Raw genomic sequence first — 20,471 nt, forward strand, 5'->3', positions numbered from 1 at the left:
TCGAAAAGGTCTGCCGGGATCATGGCAGACCTTTTTTGCCGAAAGTTAAGAAAAGCGACTTGGTATTGACATCAGCTTTCACATCTGTTGTTTCCGCATAACAGCTCGATTATAGAATCTTTGAATATGCATGGAAATATACATTAACTCTGCATCAGGATATTTTACACGGTATTTCCCTTCCACAAATTGGCCAACTTCTTTTGCACAGGAAAATGCTTCTTTAAAATTTTCCTTGATCATCGAAGCCATTTTTTGATCATAATCATGGTTCGTCACATTTGATAATAGACTTTTGAACGAAAATCGCAAATGGGTAATTAATCGTTCATATGACATCGTATCTTCCACAATATTTATATTTAAACAACTTTCAATTATTCTTGTAATTTCTTGAATAGTCGTAGTGATATCAATCGTTTCCTGCATATCTCCTGCATTCATCCTAGCTGTATGGATATGCATTGCAATATTACCTACTTCGTCTTCAGGAATTTCTACTCCTAAGTTTTCTTTGATTAACGCCTTTGCCCAAAGTCCTATTTGAAACTCCTTTACATAAAGAATTTTAATTTGATCAAGTAGCGCATTTTTAATGGAAATGCCATTTGTTAATCGTTCAATTGCAAATGATAAGTGATCACAAAAAGCGACATGGATATGCTCGTTTATCATGACACCCAATTCCTTTTCTGCATAAGTGATGATCTCTTCTGCGATTTTTATATGCTCTTCTGGTAATAATTGTAATATTTCCTCGAATTTTTTATGCTCATTTGAATCCTTTATGACAAAAACTTTATCAATTTTAGCTTGATTCACCAGATCATTCTTTCTTTTCTGGAATCCTATTCCTTCTCCCATCACGATCTTTTCTCCGTCTATGTCTTTCACTACAACCGCACTATTATTTAAGATTTTATTAATTCTCATATCTTTCACCTTCCTCTTTTGCTCTTGCATTAACTGTGATTTTAATCTTGACTACAATATTAGGTTTCTTCCTTCTCCCAAAGAATCAAAGTAGCTATGAATGCGGTAATTACAGAGATACCAAGACCAAAAAGGTAATGCATTAAATTTGAAATCCCTAATGGAGCTACAATAGCAATCATTGGAATTCCTGTTAAGCCATAAGAGTTTGCTACTACATGAGTAAGAACCACATACGCTCCTCCAAAAGCACCTCCTATTGCTGCGCCTATAAATGGTTTGAAAAGTTTTATATTAATCCCAAAAATAACCGGTTCAATAATACCTAAAAATGCTGAAAAAGCTGAAGGGATTGCAATTTTTTTCAGTCTCTCATTCTTGGTTTTAAAAAATACGGCTAACCCCGCTCCTCCTTGAGCCATATTGGCCATAGACCAAATTGGCAATAAAAAGTTAACACCTATCTTTGGATTTGCAAGCAATTCCATTTCAACTGCATGTAAAGTATGATGCAGCCCCGTTACCACAATGAGAGAATATAAGCCGCCAAGTAAAAATCCGGCTATTACACCTCCAGATTGATAGATAAGCTGAAACGTATTTGTCATCATGTCACCGATGAATAATGAGATCGGGCCTATTACTAAAAGTGAGATAGAACCAATACATATGATGACTAAAAATGGGATAAAAAATAGATCTAATGCACTTGGTACAATTTTTCTCAAGCGCAATTCGAGCTTACTCATAAAAAAGACAGAAATTAATATCGGTATTACGGTTCCCTGATACCCTATTAAAGGGATATCAACCCCTAGAAACTCCATATATTCCGGTACTTTATATCCAAGCTTGGAAGGATTTAATAGGGAAGGGTGAGTTAAAATCCCACCTATCACTGCACCCAAGATTGGATTGCCTCCAAATTCCTTAGCAGCACTAAAGCCAATTAATATTGGCAAAATTATAAATGCCGCACTTGAAAAGATATCCAACATTTTCATTAATGAACTGTCAGGCGGTGCCCACTGAAACACCTTGATCATTCCTATAAGTCCCATTAGTAAACCACTTGCAACAATAGCTGGAATAATAGGAACAAAAATATTCGACAATGTTCTGGCAAATTGAATAAATGGATTCATTCTCACCTTTGGCGGTTCTGTATTGGAGATGACAGAAACAGGAGTTGGCTTTGTTTCAAGAATTGCCCTGTATACCTTATTTACAATTCCGGGGCCTAAAATAATTTGGAAAAGTCCCATTCGGGAAAAGGTCCCATGTACACCATCCATTTCATCTATTCCAGTTTTATTAACCTTGCTCTCATCTTGAAGCTCAAAACGCAATCGAGTCGTGCAATGGGTCATATTCATAATATTTTCTTTGCCGCCTAATAATGGTAATAATTCCTGCGCAATATCTTTAGTTTCTTTCCGTTCGTCTTGAATGTTCATCTTCCACCTTAAATTTATGAGTGTCTGTATCACATCATGTTGTATATTGTTTTTAGGTAAATAATGACAAATATTTTAAGAATGCACAGTGGCGTTCAGTAGAAAACTGAACGCCACAACTGTGTCTTATTTAAAAACCCCTTGCTTCTTTTCATGAACAATCTTTGTTTCATCCCGTGTGATCGATATTTTTAAGGACGGTGCCAGCATTCCGCCGAAATGCTCCATTTGATACTCCGGTGATTGCTCGCCAACTTCATAAATATCTTTACTGTCCACATTAACATAATTCACAAAACTCGTGACAGTGCCATTCGGCATAACCATCCAGGAATATGCCTGATACGGATTATCGGTCGGATTTGCAATAACTAGTCCACTATTATTTAACGGATGATAGCCTCCAAAGAGAGAGTCTGAAGTAAATCCATATAATCCTTCCGGTGCGTCAAGACCGGGTGCAAATTTCTCCCTGTGTGTTTTCGTAAAAAGATAGTAGCTGTTTCCTTTTACGATTACACTCGGCCGCTCAAGTTCGTCATTGACATAATTTGCTTCTAATAAGGGCGGCAGTAATTCAAATTTAGATAAATCCTTATCGGTTGCTTTGGCAATGCCAATGCTGCCATTAAAAGCTTTGGAACCCTTAGGGTTTACATGGTTTCTACGAAACTCTTCGGAACCAATATATTCAGGTTTAAATGGACGATCTTCAGGCTTTCCTGCGGAGTTCGCTTCAAATAAAAGATATTCTTCCCCAGTCTTTGGATCCTGGAAAAAATACGGATCACGGAACGCATAAGAAGATTCTTCATTCCCTGTTTGTTCCTTTGTTTGATAGTATTTACCATCTGCCTCAACAATTATTTCATGTTTGGACCAATTCTTAAATGTCAGACTGGTGTTTGTTGTACGAATATCTGCCGTTGCAGTTGCCAGCCGCTGATCATAGCTTAGTTGAGCTTCATTTTTTTGCCCTGTTGCTGTGTAAAAGAGTTGTAATCTCCCATCTCGATTAATGATGGATGAGCCAGCCCACTGTCTGGATCCCAATGCATCTCCATCTTTAAAAACGGGACCACCTGACACCCAGCTCTTTCCGTCTTTTGAATAGAAATATTGAATTTGAGCTAGATCATGGCGTTTTCCAGGAAGGACATCCTTCGGTACCGATAGGGCGAAAATAATTTTAAAACCATTTACTACAGCTGGATGACCGTTCAAATCCTGCAATGGCCATGCATCCCAAATATAATAGTCTGATGAAAGTTTAACAAGCTCATCTTTATTAAATGTCGGAGCTGTATTTTGCTCATTGATTGTTAGAGTGCTAACATTTTCTCTAGTCCAGTTGAATGTATCTGCATTTTCTTGGGCAGAAACGGTTGGACCAACAATGGGTATGAAGATAATAAAAAGTCCGATAATAGCTGCTATGATAGATTTGCTTTTTTTAACTTTGTTCCATTTCATGAAAAGTGTTCCCCCAAATGCCCTCTTACTTTTGCTTTGTTAAAAACTTTGTTGATTAACCATAAATTTCAAGCGCCCGATTAGAGCTCAGGAACCGGTACCATGGGCTCTTATATTGGACCCTTAGTGACCAATTCACACCACAGGAACCGGTTCCACGAGCGCTTATACGGTCTCTTAGTGAGCGATTGGAGCGCGGGAACCGGTCAAATCATTTCCTTATTGTTTAATCCAGCCAGGGCTTAATTCTTTTGCTATTTTTGTTGTGTCGCCTTTGATTGATAGCTGTATCGTTGGCGCCAATGTGCCTCCAAAATGGCTAAATTGGAATTCTGGTGATTGGTTTCCAACATCACCAATTGACATGTTGCCTAAATCGCCAAAATGGGCAAACCCGACGACATTCAAATTAGGAAGGACAAGCCATGAATACGCTTGGTATGGGTTTCCTGGAGGATTGGCTAAAACCAAACCACTCCTATTCAGCGGCTGATAACCACCAATCAAGGTATCAGAAACAAATCCATACATCCCTTCAGGTCCTTGCAGCCCTTCAGCATATTTATTGATATGGCTGTCAGTAAAGAGATAATATTTTTTATCTTTTACTACAATATGCGGGCGTTCCAATTCTTCGTTGACATAATTTGCTTCCAAAAGAGGAGGCAGCATTTTAAGTTTAGAAGGATCACCATCCACTACCTCTGCGATACCAATGTTCGCATTGGCATGAACAGCTCCCGCAGGTACCGGGATATTGCTTGTATACTCGGAACTTCCGGCATATTCTTGTTTAAATGTGCGCTCCCCTACAGTACCGCCTGAATTTCCTTCAAATAAAATATATTCCTTATCGGTTTTTGGGTCCTTAAACCACATCGGATCACGGAAAGCGTAGCCGCCGCCTTCGCCTTGCTGAGCTTGTTCCTTCGTCTGATAATATTTACCGTCCGGCTCTAAAATGATCTTGTGTTTGCCCCAATTTTCAAAATGAACTCCATTGCTATCAGCAATAATATCACCGGATGCCTCAGCAATGCGCTGCTCAAATGTCAATCGCTCTTCCCCTCTATGGCCAGTTGCCGTATAGAAGGCATGAATTTTCCCATTATCGACCATGGCAGATCCAGCCCATTCGCGAGAACCTAATGAAGCTCCTTCTGGGAAAAGTGTCCCGCCGAGAGTCCAATCCTTACCATTTTTCGAGTAAAAATAGCGGATTGTTGCAATGTCATGTACTTTTCCAGGCAGCACATTATTTGGAGCGGATAGGGCAAACATCACTTTCCAGCCTTTTACTGAAGCGATATTTCCATCGCGATCCAACAGGGGCCACGTGTCCCAAATATGATAATCTGGTGATAATTTCTTAAGCTTGCTTATATCCGTATAAGGCAAGGTATTATCTTGATTAAGTTCAATTTTTGAGACCTGTTCCCGTGTCCAATTTGTCGTTTGCCCTACGTCTTCTGCTTTTACAGAAACCCCGGAAAAAGTTGAGGCTATAACACTCGCCGCCAAGACGATGGCAGAAACTGCTTTCTTATTCATAACGGTCATCCTTCTTTCTCCTTTTCGAGTTATCATTAGCGATTTGCCCCGAATGGTTTAATTTCGCCCGCTTTACCTTCTTTTACAACTTCAGATGTTTCGCCATTCAGCTTCACTTTTAGAGTTGGGGCGAATGTACCGCCAAATTTCACATTACCGTTCTCATCTTTCGGCTCGTTAATAAAGCTGATTACCTGCTGGTCTGGAAGAACCATCCAAGAATAGGCTTGATAAGGGCTTTCCTTTGGATTCGCAATCACAAGACCACTTTCATTCATTGGTTTATGGCTGCCGAACAGTCCTTTACCAACAAATCCATAGACACCATCAGGACCAGTCAAGCCAGGAGCATACGTAAAGGTATGGCTGATGGTAAATAGATAATAATCATCTCCGTTTACGACCATGTGCGGACGTTCCATCTGGTGATTGGTTCCAACCGACTCAAGCAATGGCGGGAGAAGCTTTAATTTGGTTACGTCTTTGTCAAGTACTTCTGCGATCCCGATATTACCGTTATACAATTCGGCTCCTGCAGGAACGGAATGGGTTTTGCGGTATTCTTCATCCCCGATATTTTCCGGTTTGATAAAGTCTCTATCGCTTCCAGCTTGTCCTTCGAAGATAATATACTCTTTGCCTGTATTCGGATCCTGGAAGAAGAATGGATCACGGAATGCCGTAATGATCGGACTATTCGCTTGTGCAAGTGTCTCGTAATATTTTCCATCTGCTTCAAGAATGACTTGATGTTTCCCTTCATTGGTCAGATGAACCCCGTTTTTATCCGTATGAATATCAAAGGTTGTTTTCGCAATCCGCTGTACGGCTCTTTTATCCCATCCATTGTTATCCCAATTTGTTTTTTCACCGGTTGCCGTATAGAATAAATGAACTTTTCCATTGTCATCAAGCATTGCTGTTCCGGCCCATTGCATATGCCCCAAGGCTTTATTATAGTCATAAGGGATTCCTGCGTACGTCCAATCTTTGCCGTTCTTGGAGTAGAACATTCCAATTCTTGCTTCTGTATGGCGCTCACCCCATCCTAAAGAACGCGGTGCTACCAATGCAAAAGCCACTCGGTAGCCATTGACAATCGCCATTGAACCATCTCTATTTTGTAATGGCCATGTATCCCATACCCATTGATCAGGTGCTACAAGATCAAAATCAAGATCAATTTTCGGTGCTGTTGTTTTGTCAGTAGGCGTTACTTTTTCTGCTTGCTGACGTGACCAGATGGATGTGTAATCTGAACTGATTTCCGCTGCAAATGCTTGTGTTACTGACAGGCAATTGACAGCAACAACGGCTGTCAAAACCAGCTTTTTCAATTTCGATTTGTTACGAGTTTTCATTTCCATTTCCCCTAAATCCTCCATTTTTCGCGGGAACATTGTGTCCGTTAAGAATTTTCCGTCTATTCAAACTAGTTAAAATTCTTTCTCAGAGAACAAAAAAAGACCTAAAATGTACAAGGGTACGTCTACCAAAAAGGTACACTTCGCCCTTCATACACTTTAGGTCTTGCCTGCTTTACCAGTCACAATCCCGCATAATTTTGTTTACAGGGAACATTATATTCTTTTCGACAATTCCCTACAATAGGATAATATACACTTAATTTCATTAGGATTTACTAGTTACATTTTCATATAAACGAATTCAAATCTCATTAGATAGCGTTAAACCCGAAAGGCTAATCTTTCTCGCCTTCAATGGCTGTTTCCATACTCCATACCCTCATCAAACGTATATATGGCTCTCCATCCACTCCAAATACTTCGAGGCCTTTCGATTGATCCAATTTTGGAAATACACGGGACGAAATACCTATTTCATTATTGACGTATGCTTCCACAATCGATTTATCAACAAATAGGCTTACCCTTAAGATATGGTCTTCAAGGTTTAGCGCCCCACCTTGAATTCCCTTTTCAATATCAGGATTTTTACTTGAATGCTGGCGGTCAATATGAACGGTTTTCCTTTCATTATCATAAAAAATACTGGTTTCTTCCTGTTGATTTGGGTCTTTTAATATTTTTAAACCGGCTGCTTTCGTATTGGAAACATCGAATTCCAACTCGATTTCGAATTGATCGCTTTTGATTTTTCGAAGCTGTTTATTTGCTTCATCCATTGTAACATTTTGGGCGGATGCCAGTTCTTCTCTTCGAAGTGACTGCACCTCTTCAATCGGACGAATTCCAAGAGTTTGCTTATCATTTAAATAGATTTCGAGCGGCAGCCCAGCCCCGTGTGCCCATCCTGATTGATATTTTTCCCTTTCCGAACGCCTGTCTTGCAAAATACTTGTCACGATGGTACGGCCTTTCCCATCTGTAAAACCTTGTGCTCCTGTAAAATGTTCACCATAATCAAACAGTTTAGGCTCCTCATGTTCAGGGATAAACTCCAACCGATTTGGGTCCCAAGTCCCGATCCAATAAAATGTAAAACGAGCTGCATCCGGACTAGGGGACATAAAATAAGGACTGATCATGAATACATATTTTTGTTCACCAGTCTCCTTGTTTTTAATCGGAACTAAAAATGGCAGTTCCCATACATCTCCTGTATGCGGATATTTCACTTTATCACCTATCATCAATGGTTTTTCATACTTCCAGTGTTCAAGATCTTCTGAGGTATAGAGTAAAGCGGTTCCTCCTGCCTCTTTTATACCCGAGCCGACAAGCTGGTACCATTTGTCTCCATCTTTCCATACGTAGGGATCACGAAATTGTCCAAACAATACCTTTCCTTTTGGTGTTTCCATATTTTCCTCTTGTACTGTTACAGGATCAGGATTCATGATCCAATGTTTTAAGGTTACATCATTTTCCTCTTCTGGCCGTGCCATACCAGTCATTTGGTTCGGCTTCATTTCATCGTGTCCTGCTGTGTAAAATAATACTGGTACTCCATTCTTATCATATGTGGCACTGCCGGACCATACGCCGTCTCTTGCTGCAGTTCCCTCTGTTGGACTTAAAGCAATGGGACTATCTTCCCAATGAATCATGTCTTTACTTGTAGCATGTCCCCAATGAATCTGATGCCAAAAAGGACCAGATGGATTAAACTGATAAAATAAATGGTATTTTCCGTTATAGTAAATCGGTGCATGAGGCTCGTTCATCCAATGCTGTGGAGCAGTAAAATGATAATTAGGACGATAGCGGTCTCCTTTATAAACCGTTCGATCAAATGAAGTATCCGGTATCGGCAGTTTATTGTTCCAGCCGTTAATGGCTTCTTCATAGTGTCGTTTAATTGATTCATTACTAAATGCTTTGTTGTATAGGGAAACATTGTCCATTAATCCATTAAACATATTAACTTGGAAAACCTCAGACACAGCGACTGCCTGATTATGTTTTCCAACAAGTAACGGCGTATGAGCTGCTGGTGTAAACTCACTATTCGGAGGCACTGCTTTTTCTTGAATGAGTACACCGTTTAAATAAAGTGAGACTTTAGTTGTTTCTTTATCAAATTGTGCAACAACATGAGACCATTGATCTTTCGGCAAAATGTTCCCTTCTGGCGACCAAATTTCCTGCCATTCCCCGTTTATGGCAAGCTGAAACGTGATATATCCATGCCGTCCCATTCCGAGCATAAATCCCTGTTTATTTCCTTTATCCTGTTGATTGATAATCACGGAGGGCTGTCCATTGTCGCCCCATTCATAGGCTCTCGGGGCAACCCATGCTTCAATGGAAAAAGACCCAGCTGGGTTATGAACCTTTTTCGAAGGAATTTCCAGCCAATTGGAATATCCATCAAATAATAATGCTTTACCGCTAATGCCGTTTTTCCATTCCGGATCTGATGTTAATGCATAATGAATAACAGACGACACAGATTGAGCATGATCACGAGTGACGTTACCATCCCCTTCATCAAATCCCCACTGATGGAGAGCACGATTACTAAGCACCAGGTCTAAAGGTTGATCCTTCTTTTGATTGATATTGGTTGTTTCTAATCTGGTGTTCACCTGTTTTTTGATTAAAACTCCTGTAATCGTCAGGAAGCATACTGCTAAAACAAGCAGCCGCATCCATATAATCATCTTCTTTTTCATCTTAAAAACTCCTTATCTAGTACAGTGTATTCAACCTTAATAACAAAAAAAGACCTAAAATGGGTAAGGACATATACACAAAGGTACCTTCTGTCCTTCACTCATTTTAGGTCTTGCCTGCTAACCAGTCGCAATCCTGCAATATTGAATTTCACATGATTATTCTAGGTTATTTGATTCTATCTATCAAGGTAAGATTTTACCTTTTTATGGCCACAGGTGCATTTACATCATCAATATTAATATGTCCCCATCCGCCAGTTTCATAGTCTACAACTTTGATGTATAACTCTTCTCCTATATAATCCGAAGCATCCCAGTTAACTCTTCGATAGGCTTCCCAGTTACCACCCGTTTCCTTCATTAACTCTTTGCCGTCTGAAGCTCGTACCAGTGCTAGATAAAGTCTATCGATATTAGCTCCTCCGCCAATTAGGAAATCGATTTTTCCGTTTCCGCCCAACACAAAGTTCTCAGACTTTAAGACTCCTGTCAATGAATCTCCTCCTTTTTCGCCATTAAACCCCCACAGATGGTATCGTTCCGGGTCGATTCGGTCTGAGGCTTGGTTAAACGGTCCGCCCCATCCCCAATCGTTTGCCTTGGATACGTGTTCATTACTAAAAGCTTTCCCTTCTACAACAGTCCATCCTGTTAAATCACCTGATTGGAAATCATGATTTGGCAATTCTGTACTTTCTGGAATTGTATCTCCGCCGCCATTCGATTCAGGCCAATAGGCAGGAACCGTTTCCCCGTATGCGGAACCCATTTCCCATACCTTCATCGATACCACTTTCGCCTTTCCGCCATTACTCCATAACTCAAGGCCCAGAGCATCGGAAAGGGTTGGATATACACGTGAGGTGATACTTTTTTTGCCATTCACATAGGCTTCTATCATGGACCGGTCCAGATAAATATGAAGCTTGAGATTCTCTTTACCAATCTTAAGTTCTCCGCCCTGTATCCCTTTTTGGATATCCGCATCGAGACTGGATTTGTTTCGATCAATGTTTAGTAATTGTTTTTCAACATCAAAGAATAGTAATGTTTCTTCCTCGCCATTTGTTGACTTTCTAGCTTTTAGACCCACTTGTTTTGCAGAGGCTGGATTGATTTCCAGTTGAATTTCCAACAGATCACCTTTAACATTTGTTAATAATTCATTGGCTTTATCTGTATTTTCATTCTTGATTGAAACAAGTTCCTTTTTCCTTAGAGAACTCAATTCAGTAATAGGTTTAATTCCCAACCCGCCTTCTGAGTTTAAGGAAAGCTCTAGCGGCAATCCTGCATTATGAGCCCAGCCGGCATCGTAATGCTGCTGCTCCGTCCGGCGGTCCTGGGCAATACTAAAGAGAATAGAACGTCCTTTTCCATCAACCATCCCGCTTGGTCCTGTAAAGTGTTCCCCGTAATCAAATTGTTTTGGGTCCGTATGGTCAGGAACAAACTCTAGTTTTTCTTTATCCCATGTTCCGATCCAATACCATACATATTTCACATTGTGCGGACTGTACCCATCAAACCACGGGTTGAAAAAGAAAACATATTTCTCAATACCTTTTTTATCTTTTCCTAATGGCAGAAATACTGGCAGCTCCCAAACTTGGCCTGTTTTCGGGTTTTGTTTATAATCGCCAACAATCATCGGCTTTTTATATTCCCAATTTTTTAGGTCTTTAGAGGTATAGAGAAGGGCAGTTCCCCCTGCTCCTTTAATACCTGAACCAACGAGCTGGTACCATGAATCTCCATCTTTCCAAACATACGGATCACGGAATTGCCCGTACCATACCTCCCCTTCTTTTGCCGGCAGGTTTGGCGCTTGAACCGTAACTGGTTTCTCGTACATGGACCATTCTTTCAAATCCGGGTCCTCGGGATCCTTACTCGTTGCAAGACCCGTCATTTGATTTGGAACCTTTTTATCATCCCCGGCTGTAAAAAATAACACCGGATTCCCATTAGCATCAACAGTTGATCCGCCTGACCAAACACCATCAGGCGCAACGGAGTTCCCATCAGGTGCAAGAGCTATCGGTTCATCCTTCCAATGAACCATATCCTCACTTACAGAATGCCCCCAATGAATTTGATGCCAATATGGGCCTTGGGGATTATTTTGATAGAATAGATGATATTTCCCATTATAGTAGAACGGTGCATGAGGCTCGTTCATCCAATGCTCCGGTGCAATAAAATGATATTGCGGCCGGTACCGGTCGCCATCATATCTGCTCCGATCTGGTGCCAAATCAGGTATTGGAAGTTTATGATTCTCAAAACTACTTAAATACGAATCATAATTTTCTTTAATTTTTTCCCCTGATAGCGAAAGGTTATGCATTTTTAATTCGTCAATCATTCCATTAAACATATTGGCAGTGAAAGCTCCATTAACCAAAGCAGCGCTGTTATGTTTTCCGATTAATAAATCATTTGAAGATGGTGTGATGGTCCCTTTTGGTGTGACCGTCTCCCCGACCAATTCACCATTTAAATAAAGCTTCATTTTTTGTTCAGCCTTATCAAAGGTGGCAACAATATACGACCATTTATTTTTTTCAAGAGGCTTGTTTTCGGCAGCCCAAACTTCCTTCCACTCACCGTTAATACTTGCCTGAAACGACCATTTCCCGTGCCGTCCCAAGCCAAGGATATAACCTTCGCTTGCCGTTTTATTGTGTTGATTGACGATCGCTGATAATTGGCCGAGATCGCCCCATTCGTAAGATCTTGGAGCAACCCATGCTTCAATTGTGAGAGCATCAGTTGGCTTAATAGTTTGATTAGATGGCCTAGTAATCGATGTAGAATATCCATCGAACAGTAAAGCTTTGTTACGAATCCCATCTCTCCATAAAGGATCGGTCGATGGCTTGTATAAAGCTTTCGTAAACACATAGGAAATAGGGTCTGCCATTCCTCTAACAAAGTCTTTTGTTTTGGTTCCACTGCCTTCATCCAATGGCCAGTTTGCTATGATGCCGGTATTTTTCACATGAAAGTCATCTACGTTAATATGGCCCCATCCACCTGTCGCATGGTCCACCACTTTGATGTAGACTTTTTCCCCCAAGTAATTGGCTGCATCCCACTTTACCCGAGTATAAGCTTCGCTTTCTTTCCAATTGGTATTAGTTGCTTTGATTAATTCTTTATCATCTGAGGCCCTGACCAAGGCCACATATAATTTGTCTATGTCATTACCGCCGCCGATAAGGAAATTAATTTCTCCATTACCTGCCAGGGTAAAGTTTGCTGATTTTAAAATTCCCGTTTGTCCGTCTCCGCCATCTTTAGCTCCCCATAGATGGTAATCGTTATGGTGATTAAACGGACCACCCCAACCCCAATCTTTATCGTCTGTAACATCCCGATTACTGAAGGCATTACCTTCAACGATTGTCCATCCTGTTAAATCACCTGTCTCAAAATCCGGATTTTGAATATCGTCGGTCATTACTGGGTCATTATTAAAAACATGAAAATCATCGACATTGATGTGCCCAAATCCGCCAGAATGATAGTCAACAACTTTCATATACAATGCCTCTCCGATATATTCTGATGCATCCCAACTGACTCTTCGATAGGCTTCTGTATTTGATCCAGTTGCTTTAAAAAGCTCTTTTCCATCTGAAGCCCGAACTAAGGCAACATATAGCTTATTTATATCCTGACCCCCGCCAACAAGGAAATCAATCATTCCATTCCCGCCAAGTTTGAATACAGTAGATTTCATTACACCCGTGCGAAAATCAGCATTTGCATCATTGGCTGCCCCGGCAAATCCCCAAACATGGTAGGTTCCTTGTTGCTGAAAAGGACCACCCCAGAAGCTTGTAACATTGGATACTGGATGATCAAATGCGGATCCTGCTTCTGTCCATCCTGATAGATTGCCAGTCTCAAAATCTGGATTTTCAATCTCATTTCGCAGACTGCCTCCATCAACGGCCATTTTGTCTATGTTTGAAACAAAAGAAGCCTGGTTCAAATCATATACCATTAATGATTTAAGTTGTACTTCCCCGCCGGTTGTGTAAAGTTCAAGAGATTGATTTTTAGGATCGGGGAAGATTTGATCTGTTATTACTGCCTGACCATCATTGCCAAATACTTCAACAGATGCCCGGTCAACTATTAGATTGATTTTAACGGTTTGATTAATGGCTGATAACGGTGCTTCATGTATTGCGGCAAATTGACCGTTGAAACCTGATTCACCAGCGTTAGAGCGGTCAACAAATATTTTTTTACTGCCAATATCATAACCAATCTTCGTCTCCCCGCTTTCCCCTTTTCGAACTTTCAAACCAAACTCAGTTGCCGTTGCCGAATTCAATTCAAATTCAGCCGTAATCTCAAAGGCATCTCCTGTTAACTTCGAAAGCAGATTTTCTCCCGGAGTTATCACTTTATTTTCGATATCTTGTGGATTACCCCTAAGGCTTTCTAACTCAGCTGCAGGTTTTTGTTTAAGTCGAATCCCTTCACCTTCAACCGTTGATAAGGCAAGTTCACGCGGGGTCGACATCGTTCCTCTGAATGAGGATGTTGGAATGTCCTGCCCATATTTCCAATTATTCATCCACCCGAGCCATAAACGGCGTCCATCAGGGACATCACTCCATGAAACAGCTGCATAAAAATCAGCCCCATAATCGGCCCATAGGACTTTACTCGGATCATTGGCATTGGTGAAGGTTTTCCCATCAAAATCACCAATAAAATACTGCATCCCCGAACCGCCGGCAGGGGACCCTTCACTGATACTGACAGCTAATACCCACTTCTTCTTAGTTGGATCTCCATCAACCGGAAGGGCAAATAAATCCGGGCATTCCCATGTTCCCGTATGGGAGCCGTCATTGTTGCCAAATTCACTTACTTTCGTCCAACTTTTCAGATCCGGTGAGTTATAAAAATAAACACGATCACCAGCTGAAATTACCATAATCCACTTTTTTGTTTCATCATGCCAAAATACCTTTGGGTCCCGGAAAACATCAATCCCCTCTGGCATAGGGATAATCGGATTGCCATCATACTTCGTCCAAGTACGGCCCTTATCGTTGCTGTAAGCTAAACTTTGAACTTGATGACCACCTTTTTCCTGAGTAAATACAGCAACCATCGGCGGTTTAGAGTCTTTTCCGAATCCAGTCGTATTGTTCCAATCCACAACTGCACTCCCTGACCAGATAAAACCTTTTTCATCTGGATAAAGACCGATCGGCAGGTATTCCCAATTGACCAAGTCTTTACTTACCGCATGTCCCCAATACATCGGTCCCCACTTTGATTCAGTAGGATTATGCTGATAAAACAGATGATACTCCCCATCGTAATACACCATGCCGTTGGGATCATTCATCCAGTTTTTTTCCGGAGAAAAATGAAATTTGGACCGATATGGTTCATTTTCGCCATCAACAGACGAACTGGATGATACACTAGATTCCGCTTTACTAGAAACAGTGGGCATAAACAGCGAAATCATTAATGAAAAAATGATAATAATCGATATTCCTTGATTTTTTATCTTTTGCTTCAACCCTGTTCCCCTCCAACATTTATTTATCACTACTATCCAAGCAAATAGAAGGCGCTTACAAATCAACTTATAAGAATGGGTGCTAATATGTATTGTTTAAGTGCACCCTAGAATAATTTTTAATCTTCAGTTTGTTCCTTTCATGTTCAGCAACTGGTTAAACCATAATTGACATAAGTAATAAACTGCATATGCTGCGAGACTGCCGATGATGAAAATCGTAGCTGGATAAAAATAGAAAAGAGCAGTACCCGCCCCAACAATTATCAATAAAAGAATCGTTAAGACCGGGTTCATAAGGGAAAAGAGAAAGGCATTTCGAATAACATGCTTAAAGCTTAGTTCAAAATGGACCATAATCGGAAATAGATAAATGGAGAGCGAACTAAACAACAAAATGCCAATGACTAAGATGATAAACAGAATGAGGTGACCAACAGACCTGGTTGGATCTATAAGCCTATAATCAAAATATAAGAAACAGGCAAGTACCGACCAAATAATCGAGATAATAAAGCTTTGTTTGAAATTTCCTTTAAAAATTTTTAAAAAGCTTTTTAAAACACTTTCTGTTTCCTTTTGTAAAATTCGTTTGCGGACAACGCCAAACATGGCTGCTGTTGCAGGAAAAAAGGTTATTAAGGGGAGCGAAGTAATGACCCATAGTAAATTTAAAAGAAATAAATCTACCATTGTATTCAAGGTATTAAATAATCTGTTGTTTAAACCGTTCATTAATTTCATTCCCCCTATTACCTTTTCACTACATTATCGCCAAGTAGATTTTAACGAATAAAGCTCTAACGAGTGTAACTTAATTTCTCCATGTTTTACATAGAGCTCCAATTGCTTATTTTCTTGATTTGGGAAGATCAAGTCCGTTATGACCGACTTTCCATTATTTCCAAACAATTCTACAGACGACTGGTCAACAAAAACATGTAGAGTGATCTTATTATTTTCTGGTAGTAGATAGCACTCATGTTTTCCTGCGAAGGCCTCATGGAAAGCAGCCTCTCCCGAATTAGTTCGATCTATAAACAATGTTTGGTTTTCTACATCGAATCCAATAATTGTTTCTTCATTGGCTCCCTTACAAACCTTGAACCCAAATTCCGTTGCGGTTCCAATTTCAAACTCGGCAATGATTTCGAATGTGTTACTATTCACATTTTCTAAAAGATTTTTACCGGGTACAACCACTTCGTTTTGAATTAATATTTTTCTATCACGAATATCTTGTAACTCATGAACCGGGTTTTGTACAAGTCGAATCCCTTCTTCGGTTTTCTTAAGCTCAAGTACTCTAGGAATCGTCATCGCACTTCGCCATTCTATAGTAGGAGTTACATTTGCATATTGCCAGTTACTCATCCAGCCAATATAAATCCTTCTTCCGTCTTCATCTGGAACATCGGACCAGCTAACGCCCGCATAATTATCGCGTCCATGATCAATCCAAAGGGTCTTTTTTGATTCGTAATGGTTGAAAAATGTTTTACCATCAAAATCGCCAATAAAATATTGGGTTCTGGATCCTTCTTCATATTTTGGATCATTACCAATGCTGACAAATAGCACCCATTTTTTCTGATTGGAATCCCCATCAACAGGTAATTCAAATAGGTCGGGACACTCCCAGACACCCTGATGTGAGCCATGTCCTTCTCCAAATTCACTCGTAAACTCCCATGATAGTAAATTTTTCGAAGTGTATATTCTAACGGTTTGACCTGCGGCTAATACCGTAATCCATTGATTTGTTTCACGGTGCCAGAACACTTTTGGATCACGAAAATCTGTTATACTTTCTTCTTGCAGAACAGGGTTCCCCTTATATTTTATCCATGTACGCCCATTGTCTTTGCTATAGGCAAGACTCTGCCTTTGTCGTGGACGATTAGAATCAGGGTATGTATCCGCATGGGTGAAAATTGCCACTAACCCTGATTTCCCTTCAAAGAAACCGCTTGTGTCGTTCCAATCCACGACTGCACTACCCGAAAAAATCGTTCCATGCTCATCGGGAGCCAAACCAATTGGGAGGTGTTCCCAGTGAACAAGATCTTTACTTACCGCATGCCCCCAATGCATCGGACCCCATGTCGTTCCATTGGGATGATATTGATAAAATAAATGATATTCTCCGTTATAATACACCATCCCATTCGGGTCATTCATCCATTGGCGCTCCGGTGAGAAGTGATACTGCGGACGGTATTTTTCTGTATAATACTGTTTTTTTTCCAGGACGTTATTATTCATTTCTTACACTCTTCCTTTCTCAGGAACTCTTTTTTTAGGCTTTGTTAAGGTTTGCTGTTGATTATTTCAGTTAAACTATTTACTATGAGTAATATTTACAGGCTCAATCTTGTTTTCATCATAATAAAGAGTCTTTGCTGTTGATAAAGATTGAGAATGGTATATGATTTTTTGCAACATCATGATTTTTCCATCTAATTGCTGACTGATTTTTATTACACGTGGATCAGAAATGCCCTTCTTCTTTGCTAATTCGTACATACTCTGGCGAAATTCATCTATAGTCTCCCGTAAAGCTGATACAGTCCCCAAAACCATTGATTTTATTTCCTTTCCACAGTTTATCGAATATTGTTAATATATAAAAACTAATCTATCTATATAAAACCAGCACAGACTTTTACTCTCCACCCAAAATCAACACTAGCCTTTAACAAAGCCTTTTTTTAAAAACCTTTCAACCTGATCGATGGTTGGAATACTGGGAATTCCACCTTTTCCTTCTGTCGTTAGGGCACCAACTGCATTAGCAAAAGTAACCATTTCTTCAAATTCTGATGCAGTTAAATGAGCTAACGGTTTTTTCCTTTCAAGGATTTGATATAATACACCGCCAACAAAGGCATCTCCCGCTCCCGTTGTATCGACAACGTTTACTTGATACCCTTTTTTACTGGCATATCCTTGTATGCTTCGGTAAAAACAGCCTTCTGGCCCTAAAGTGACAAATATTACAGCTGTACCAAATTGTTCCTGTAAAACTTCCGTGCCCTTTATGACATCACGATAGCCGGTTAAAAATTCCAGTTCCTCCTCTGAAATTTTAACGATGTCAGCATATTTAAATCCCTTTAAAATCTGCCGCTTTGCTTCATCAAGTGACCTCCACAAAGGAGTTCGCAAATTCGGATCATAGGAAATCGTTACATTATGCTTTTTTGCATATTCCAATGCGGTAAAAGTGGCAGTGGCTGCAGGTTCATTTGTTAACGATAAAGAACCGAAATGAAAGATACGGGACTGTTTGATTGTATCTTCATCAATTTCATTTTTCTCCAGCATGATATCGGCTCCTGGATTTCGATAAAAACTAAAGGAACGATCCCCTTTTTCATCTAAATGAACAAAAGCTAGTGTTGTATTGACTGTTTCCGAGAATAAAAGATTGCTTGTATCAATCTTTTGGTCTTCTAAGACACCCTTGAGAATATGACCAAATTGATCGTGCCCCACTTTTCCAATAAACGCCGTTTTCTTATTTAATCTGGAGAGTGCCACTAGGACATTGGCCGGTGCCCCGCCAGGGTTTGTTTCAAATAATATATGGCCCTTTTCCGAATGACCGGAGGGTGTGAAATCAATTAAAACTTCTCCTAAAGCCGTGACATCAAACATGTACATCATCCTATTTCTTATTTTTTGAAAAGAAAAGCCAGACAAGAAAGGATATCTGGCTTTATACTGGGATTATTGTTTGTTATAGCGGTCCAATCCTTTTTGGTAAACTTTCATTAATTTATCAAGACCCATATCATTTAATTGCTTCACATACGCATCCCATTCCTTCTCAATTCCTCCCTCGATCAACCATTGAGCTTCTTTTTGCTTCACAAAGGCTTTAATTTCCGGCTCAATCGTATTAATCACTTCAAGCTCTTCAGGGCTAAAGAAGATGGATGGATAGCTTTCTTGTACCATATGTGGTTTATAATACTGGTCAAGAATTTGTAATCTTTCCTTTGCTCTTGGCTCCATGTCTACTACTTTACCAAAGTGCTCCTTTAAGACTACAAACGGACCGCCCGGAGCAACCTTTTGACGTAATTCACCCATTGCTACGCCTGCTGGAAGCTCTTTATTCACTAACATGCCATTTGCATCTTCCTCGTAAATTTCACCAATTGGGCCCCAGTTAATTTGTGCTGACATTTTTGGCTCATATAATTGGTCAACCCAGCGCATCGTAATCTCAGGGTTTTTGTTAGCTGAGGTAATCACAAAGGCATCTCTTCCATATTCGGAATAGTTGGAACGTCCAATCACAATTTTGCCATCTTTCCCTTTTAATGGCGGTAATACGACATAATCTTTAACTCGATCCGGTCCAACTACTTCCGTATTTTCCCACCAAATGAACGAGCCTAGTGTTGGATTCTGTGTTTTCCCTTTGGCAAACAGCTGCTCCGTCTTTTGGGTTACGACCTCAGGGTCAATTAAACCTTCTTTTACCCAGCTGTTATAATAATTAATTGCTTCTTTAAACTCTGGCTGAACCGCTGCATAAAGGACTTTTCCATCTCTTACAATACGGTGGTCAGCTTCAAATGGAGCATCCGGCACTCCGAATAAACCAATTAAATCTCCTTCATTACCGCACCAGCCGTTATACCAGAAAGTCAACCCAATTTCATCTTTCTTACCGTTTCCGTTCGGATCCTTTTCTTTAAATGCTTTTAACACATCATGGTATTCCTCTAATGTTGTCGGCATTTTTAGGCCAAGCTTATCTAACCATGCTTTGTTGATGAACATAATATTTGGCATACCGATTAGATCCATTTCCTCAGCACGCGGAAGGGAATAAATATGCCCATCTGGTGCGGTTACAACCTTTTTCAACTCTGGTCTCTCTTCAAATAGTTTCTTTAAATTTGGTGCATATTTGTCGATTAAATCCTCTAATGGGATAATTGTGCCGTTCTGACCATATTGGGCGAGATCATGATCAGAAAAGCCTGACGAATAGAACGCATCTGGCAGGTCACCGCTTGCCAGCATTAAATTTTTCTTTTCTTGATATCCATCTCCAGGGATATTATTCCATTTAATTTGAACGTTTGTTGCTTTTTGAAGTCGGTCAAAAATGACCATTTTCGAATAGTCAGGTGCCAGAGCTGCTTTTGGTGAAACAATGTTTAACGTAACCTGTTTGTCGACAATCGGTAAACCTGTTTTATGAAAGGCAGCATCTGCTTTTTTCTCGGAACTGGCAGAATCACTGTTTGAACAGCCAGTTAATACGAATGAAGCACTTAATCCTAAAACCAATGCCATTGCCATGCTCTTTTTCTTGTTTTTCTGAACATTTTTCTTGATTGATTTCAACATTTGTTTTTCCCCCTATTAG

12 protein-coding genes are annotated in these 20,471 nt (G+C 40.1%); all 12 read right to left on the reverse strand.

Annotation, left to right across the window (positions count from 1 at the left end; all coding sequences use genetic code 11):
* Positions 1-78: 78 nt before the first annotated feature.
* The 12 genes from AB7942_RS03935 to AB7942_RS03990 all read right to left on the reverse strand — a co-directional run bounded on the left by AB7942_RS03935 (position 79) and on the right by AB7942_RS03990 (position 20,452).
* Complete coding sequence (locus AB7942_RS03935) at positions 79-933, reverse strand: PRD domain-containing protein (protein ID WP_369445874.1); 855 nt, start codon at positions 931-933, stop codon at positions 79-81.
* A gap of 59 nt (positions 934-992) precedes the next feature.
* Positions 993-2,390, reverse strand: coding sequence for a sucrose-specific PTS transporter subunit IIBC (locus AB7942_RS03940; protein ID WP_369445875.1), 1,398 nt, complete (start codon positions 2,388-2,390; stop codon positions 993-995).
* A gap of 126 nt (positions 2,391-2,516) precedes the next feature.
* The gene (locus AB7942_RS03945) at positions 2,517-3,863 is read right to left on the reverse strand and encodes a glycoside hydrolase family 68 protein (RefSeq protein ID WP_369445876.1); all 1,347 of its coding nucleotides are present in this window, start codon (positions 3,861-3,863) and stop codon (positions 2,517-2,519) included.
* A 219-nt stretch (positions 3,864-4,082) separates the two neighbouring features.
* Positions 4,083-5,450 carry a glycoside hydrolase family 68 protein gene (locus tag AB7942_RS03950; RefSeq protein ID WP_369445877.1) on the reverse strand — a complete coding sequence of 456 codons (1,368 nt, stop codon included), beginning with the start codon at positions 5,448-5,450 and terminating at the stop codon, positions 4,083-4,085.
* Positions 5,450-6,775 (reverse strand): glycoside hydrolase family 68 protein, encoded by a 1,326-nt coding sequence (locus AB7942_RS03955; protein ID WP_369445878.1) that lies wholly within the window; start codon positions 6,773-6,775, stop codon positions 5,450-5,452. The genes AB7942_RS03950 and AB7942_RS03955 overlap by 1 nt, the downstream gene beginning before the upstream one ends.
* A 341-nt stretch (positions 6,776-7,116) precedes the next feature.
* On the reverse strand, positions 7,117-9,513 hold the full coding sequence (locus AB7942_RS03960; RefSeq protein ID WP_369445879.1) for a GH32 C-terminal domain-containing protein: 2,397 nt from the start codon (positions 9,511-9,513) through the stop codon (positions 7,117-7,119).
* 199 nt (positions 9,514-9,712) lie between these two features.
* A complete protein-coding gene (locus tag AB7942_RS03965; protein WP_369445880.1) occupies positions 9,713-15,079 on the reverse strand; it encodes a GH32 C-terminal domain-containing protein in 5,367 nt (1,788 codons plus the stop codon).
* 126 nt (positions 15,080-15,205) lie between these two features.
* Complete coding sequence (locus AB7942_RS03970; protein WP_369445881.1) at positions 15,206-15,814, reverse strand: YesL family protein; 609 nt, start codon at positions 15,812-15,814, stop codon at positions 15,206-15,208.
* Between the two features lie 33 nt (positions 15,815-15,847).
* Complete coding sequence (locus AB7942_RS03975; protein WP_369445882.1) at positions 15,848-17,344, reverse strand: glycoside hydrolase family 32 protein; 1,497 nt, start codon at positions 17,342-17,344, stop codon at positions 15,848-15,850.
* A 75-nt stretch (positions 17,345-17,419) separates the two neighbouring features.
* Complete coding sequence (locus AB7942_RS03980; RefSeq protein WP_369445883.1) at positions 17,420-17,662, reverse strand: Spo0E family sporulation regulatory protein-aspartic acid phosphatase; 243 nt, start codon at positions 17,660-17,662, stop codon at positions 17,420-17,422.
* Positions 17,663-17,767: 105 nt separating this feature from the next.
* Positions 17,768-18,739, reverse strand: a complete 972-nt coding sequence (locus tag AB7942_RS03985) for a PfkB family carbohydrate kinase (protein ID WP_369445884.1) — start codon at positions 18,737-18,739, stop codon at positions 17,768-17,770.
* Positions 18,740-18,811: 72 nt separating this feature from the next.
* The gene (locus AB7942_RS03990) at positions 18,812-20,452 is read right to left on the reverse strand and encodes an ABC transporter substrate-binding protein (RefSeq protein WP_369445885.1); all 1,641 of its coding nucleotides are present in this window, start codon (positions 20,450-20,452) and stop codon (positions 18,812-18,814) included.
* Positions 20,453-20,471 lie beyond the last annotated feature (19 nt).

The organism is Neobacillus sp. BF23-41 (assembly GCF_041106275.1).

Excerpts from the sequence above, each read along its gene's own strand:
- AB7942_RS03935 (WP_369445874.1), bottom strand. The coding sequence starts at position 933 with ATGAGAATTAATAAAATCTTAAATAATAGTGCGGTTGTAGTGAAAGAC.
- AB7942_RS03940 (WP_369445875.1), bottom strand. The coding sequence starts at position 2,390 with ATGAACATTCAAGACGAACGGAAAGAAACTAAAGATATTGCGCAGGAA.
- AB7942_RS03945 (WP_369445876.1), bottom strand. The coding sequence starts at position 3,863 with ATGAAATGGAACAAAGTTAAAAAAAGCAAATCTATCATAGCAGCTATT.
- AB7942_RS03950 (WP_369445877.1), bottom strand. The coding sequence starts at position 5,450 with ATGATAACTCGAAAAGGAGAAAGAAGGATGACCGTTATGAATAAGAAA.
- AB7942_RS03955 (WP_369445878.1), bottom strand. The coding sequence starts at position 6,775 with ATGAAAACTCGTAACAAATCGAAATTGAAAAAGCTGGTTTTGACAGCC.
- AB7942_RS03960 (WP_369445879.1), bottom strand. The coding sequence starts at position 9,513 with ATGAAAAAGAAGATGATTATATGGATGCGGCTGCTTGTTTTAGCAGTA.
- AB7942_RS03970 (WP_369445881.1), bottom strand. The coding sequence starts at position 15,814 with ATGAACGGTTTAAACAACAGATTATTTAATACCTTGAATACAATGGTA.
- AB7942_RS03975 (WP_369445882.1), bottom strand. The coding sequence starts at position 17,344 with ATGAATAATAACGTCCTGGAAAAAAAACAGTATTATACAGAAAAATAC.
- AB7942_RS03980 (WP_369445883.1), bottom strand. The coding sequence starts at position 17,662 with ATGGTTTTGGGGACTGTATCAGCTTTACGGGAGACTATAGATGAATTT.
- AB7942_RS03985 (WP_369445884.1), bottom strand. The coding sequence starts at position 18,739 with ATGTTTGATGTCACGGCTTTAGGAGAAGTTTTAATTGATTTCACACCC.
- AB7942_RS03990 (WP_369445885.1), bottom strand. The coding sequence starts at position 20,452 with ATGTTGAAATCAATCAAGAAAAATGTTCAGAAAAACAAGAAAAAGAGC.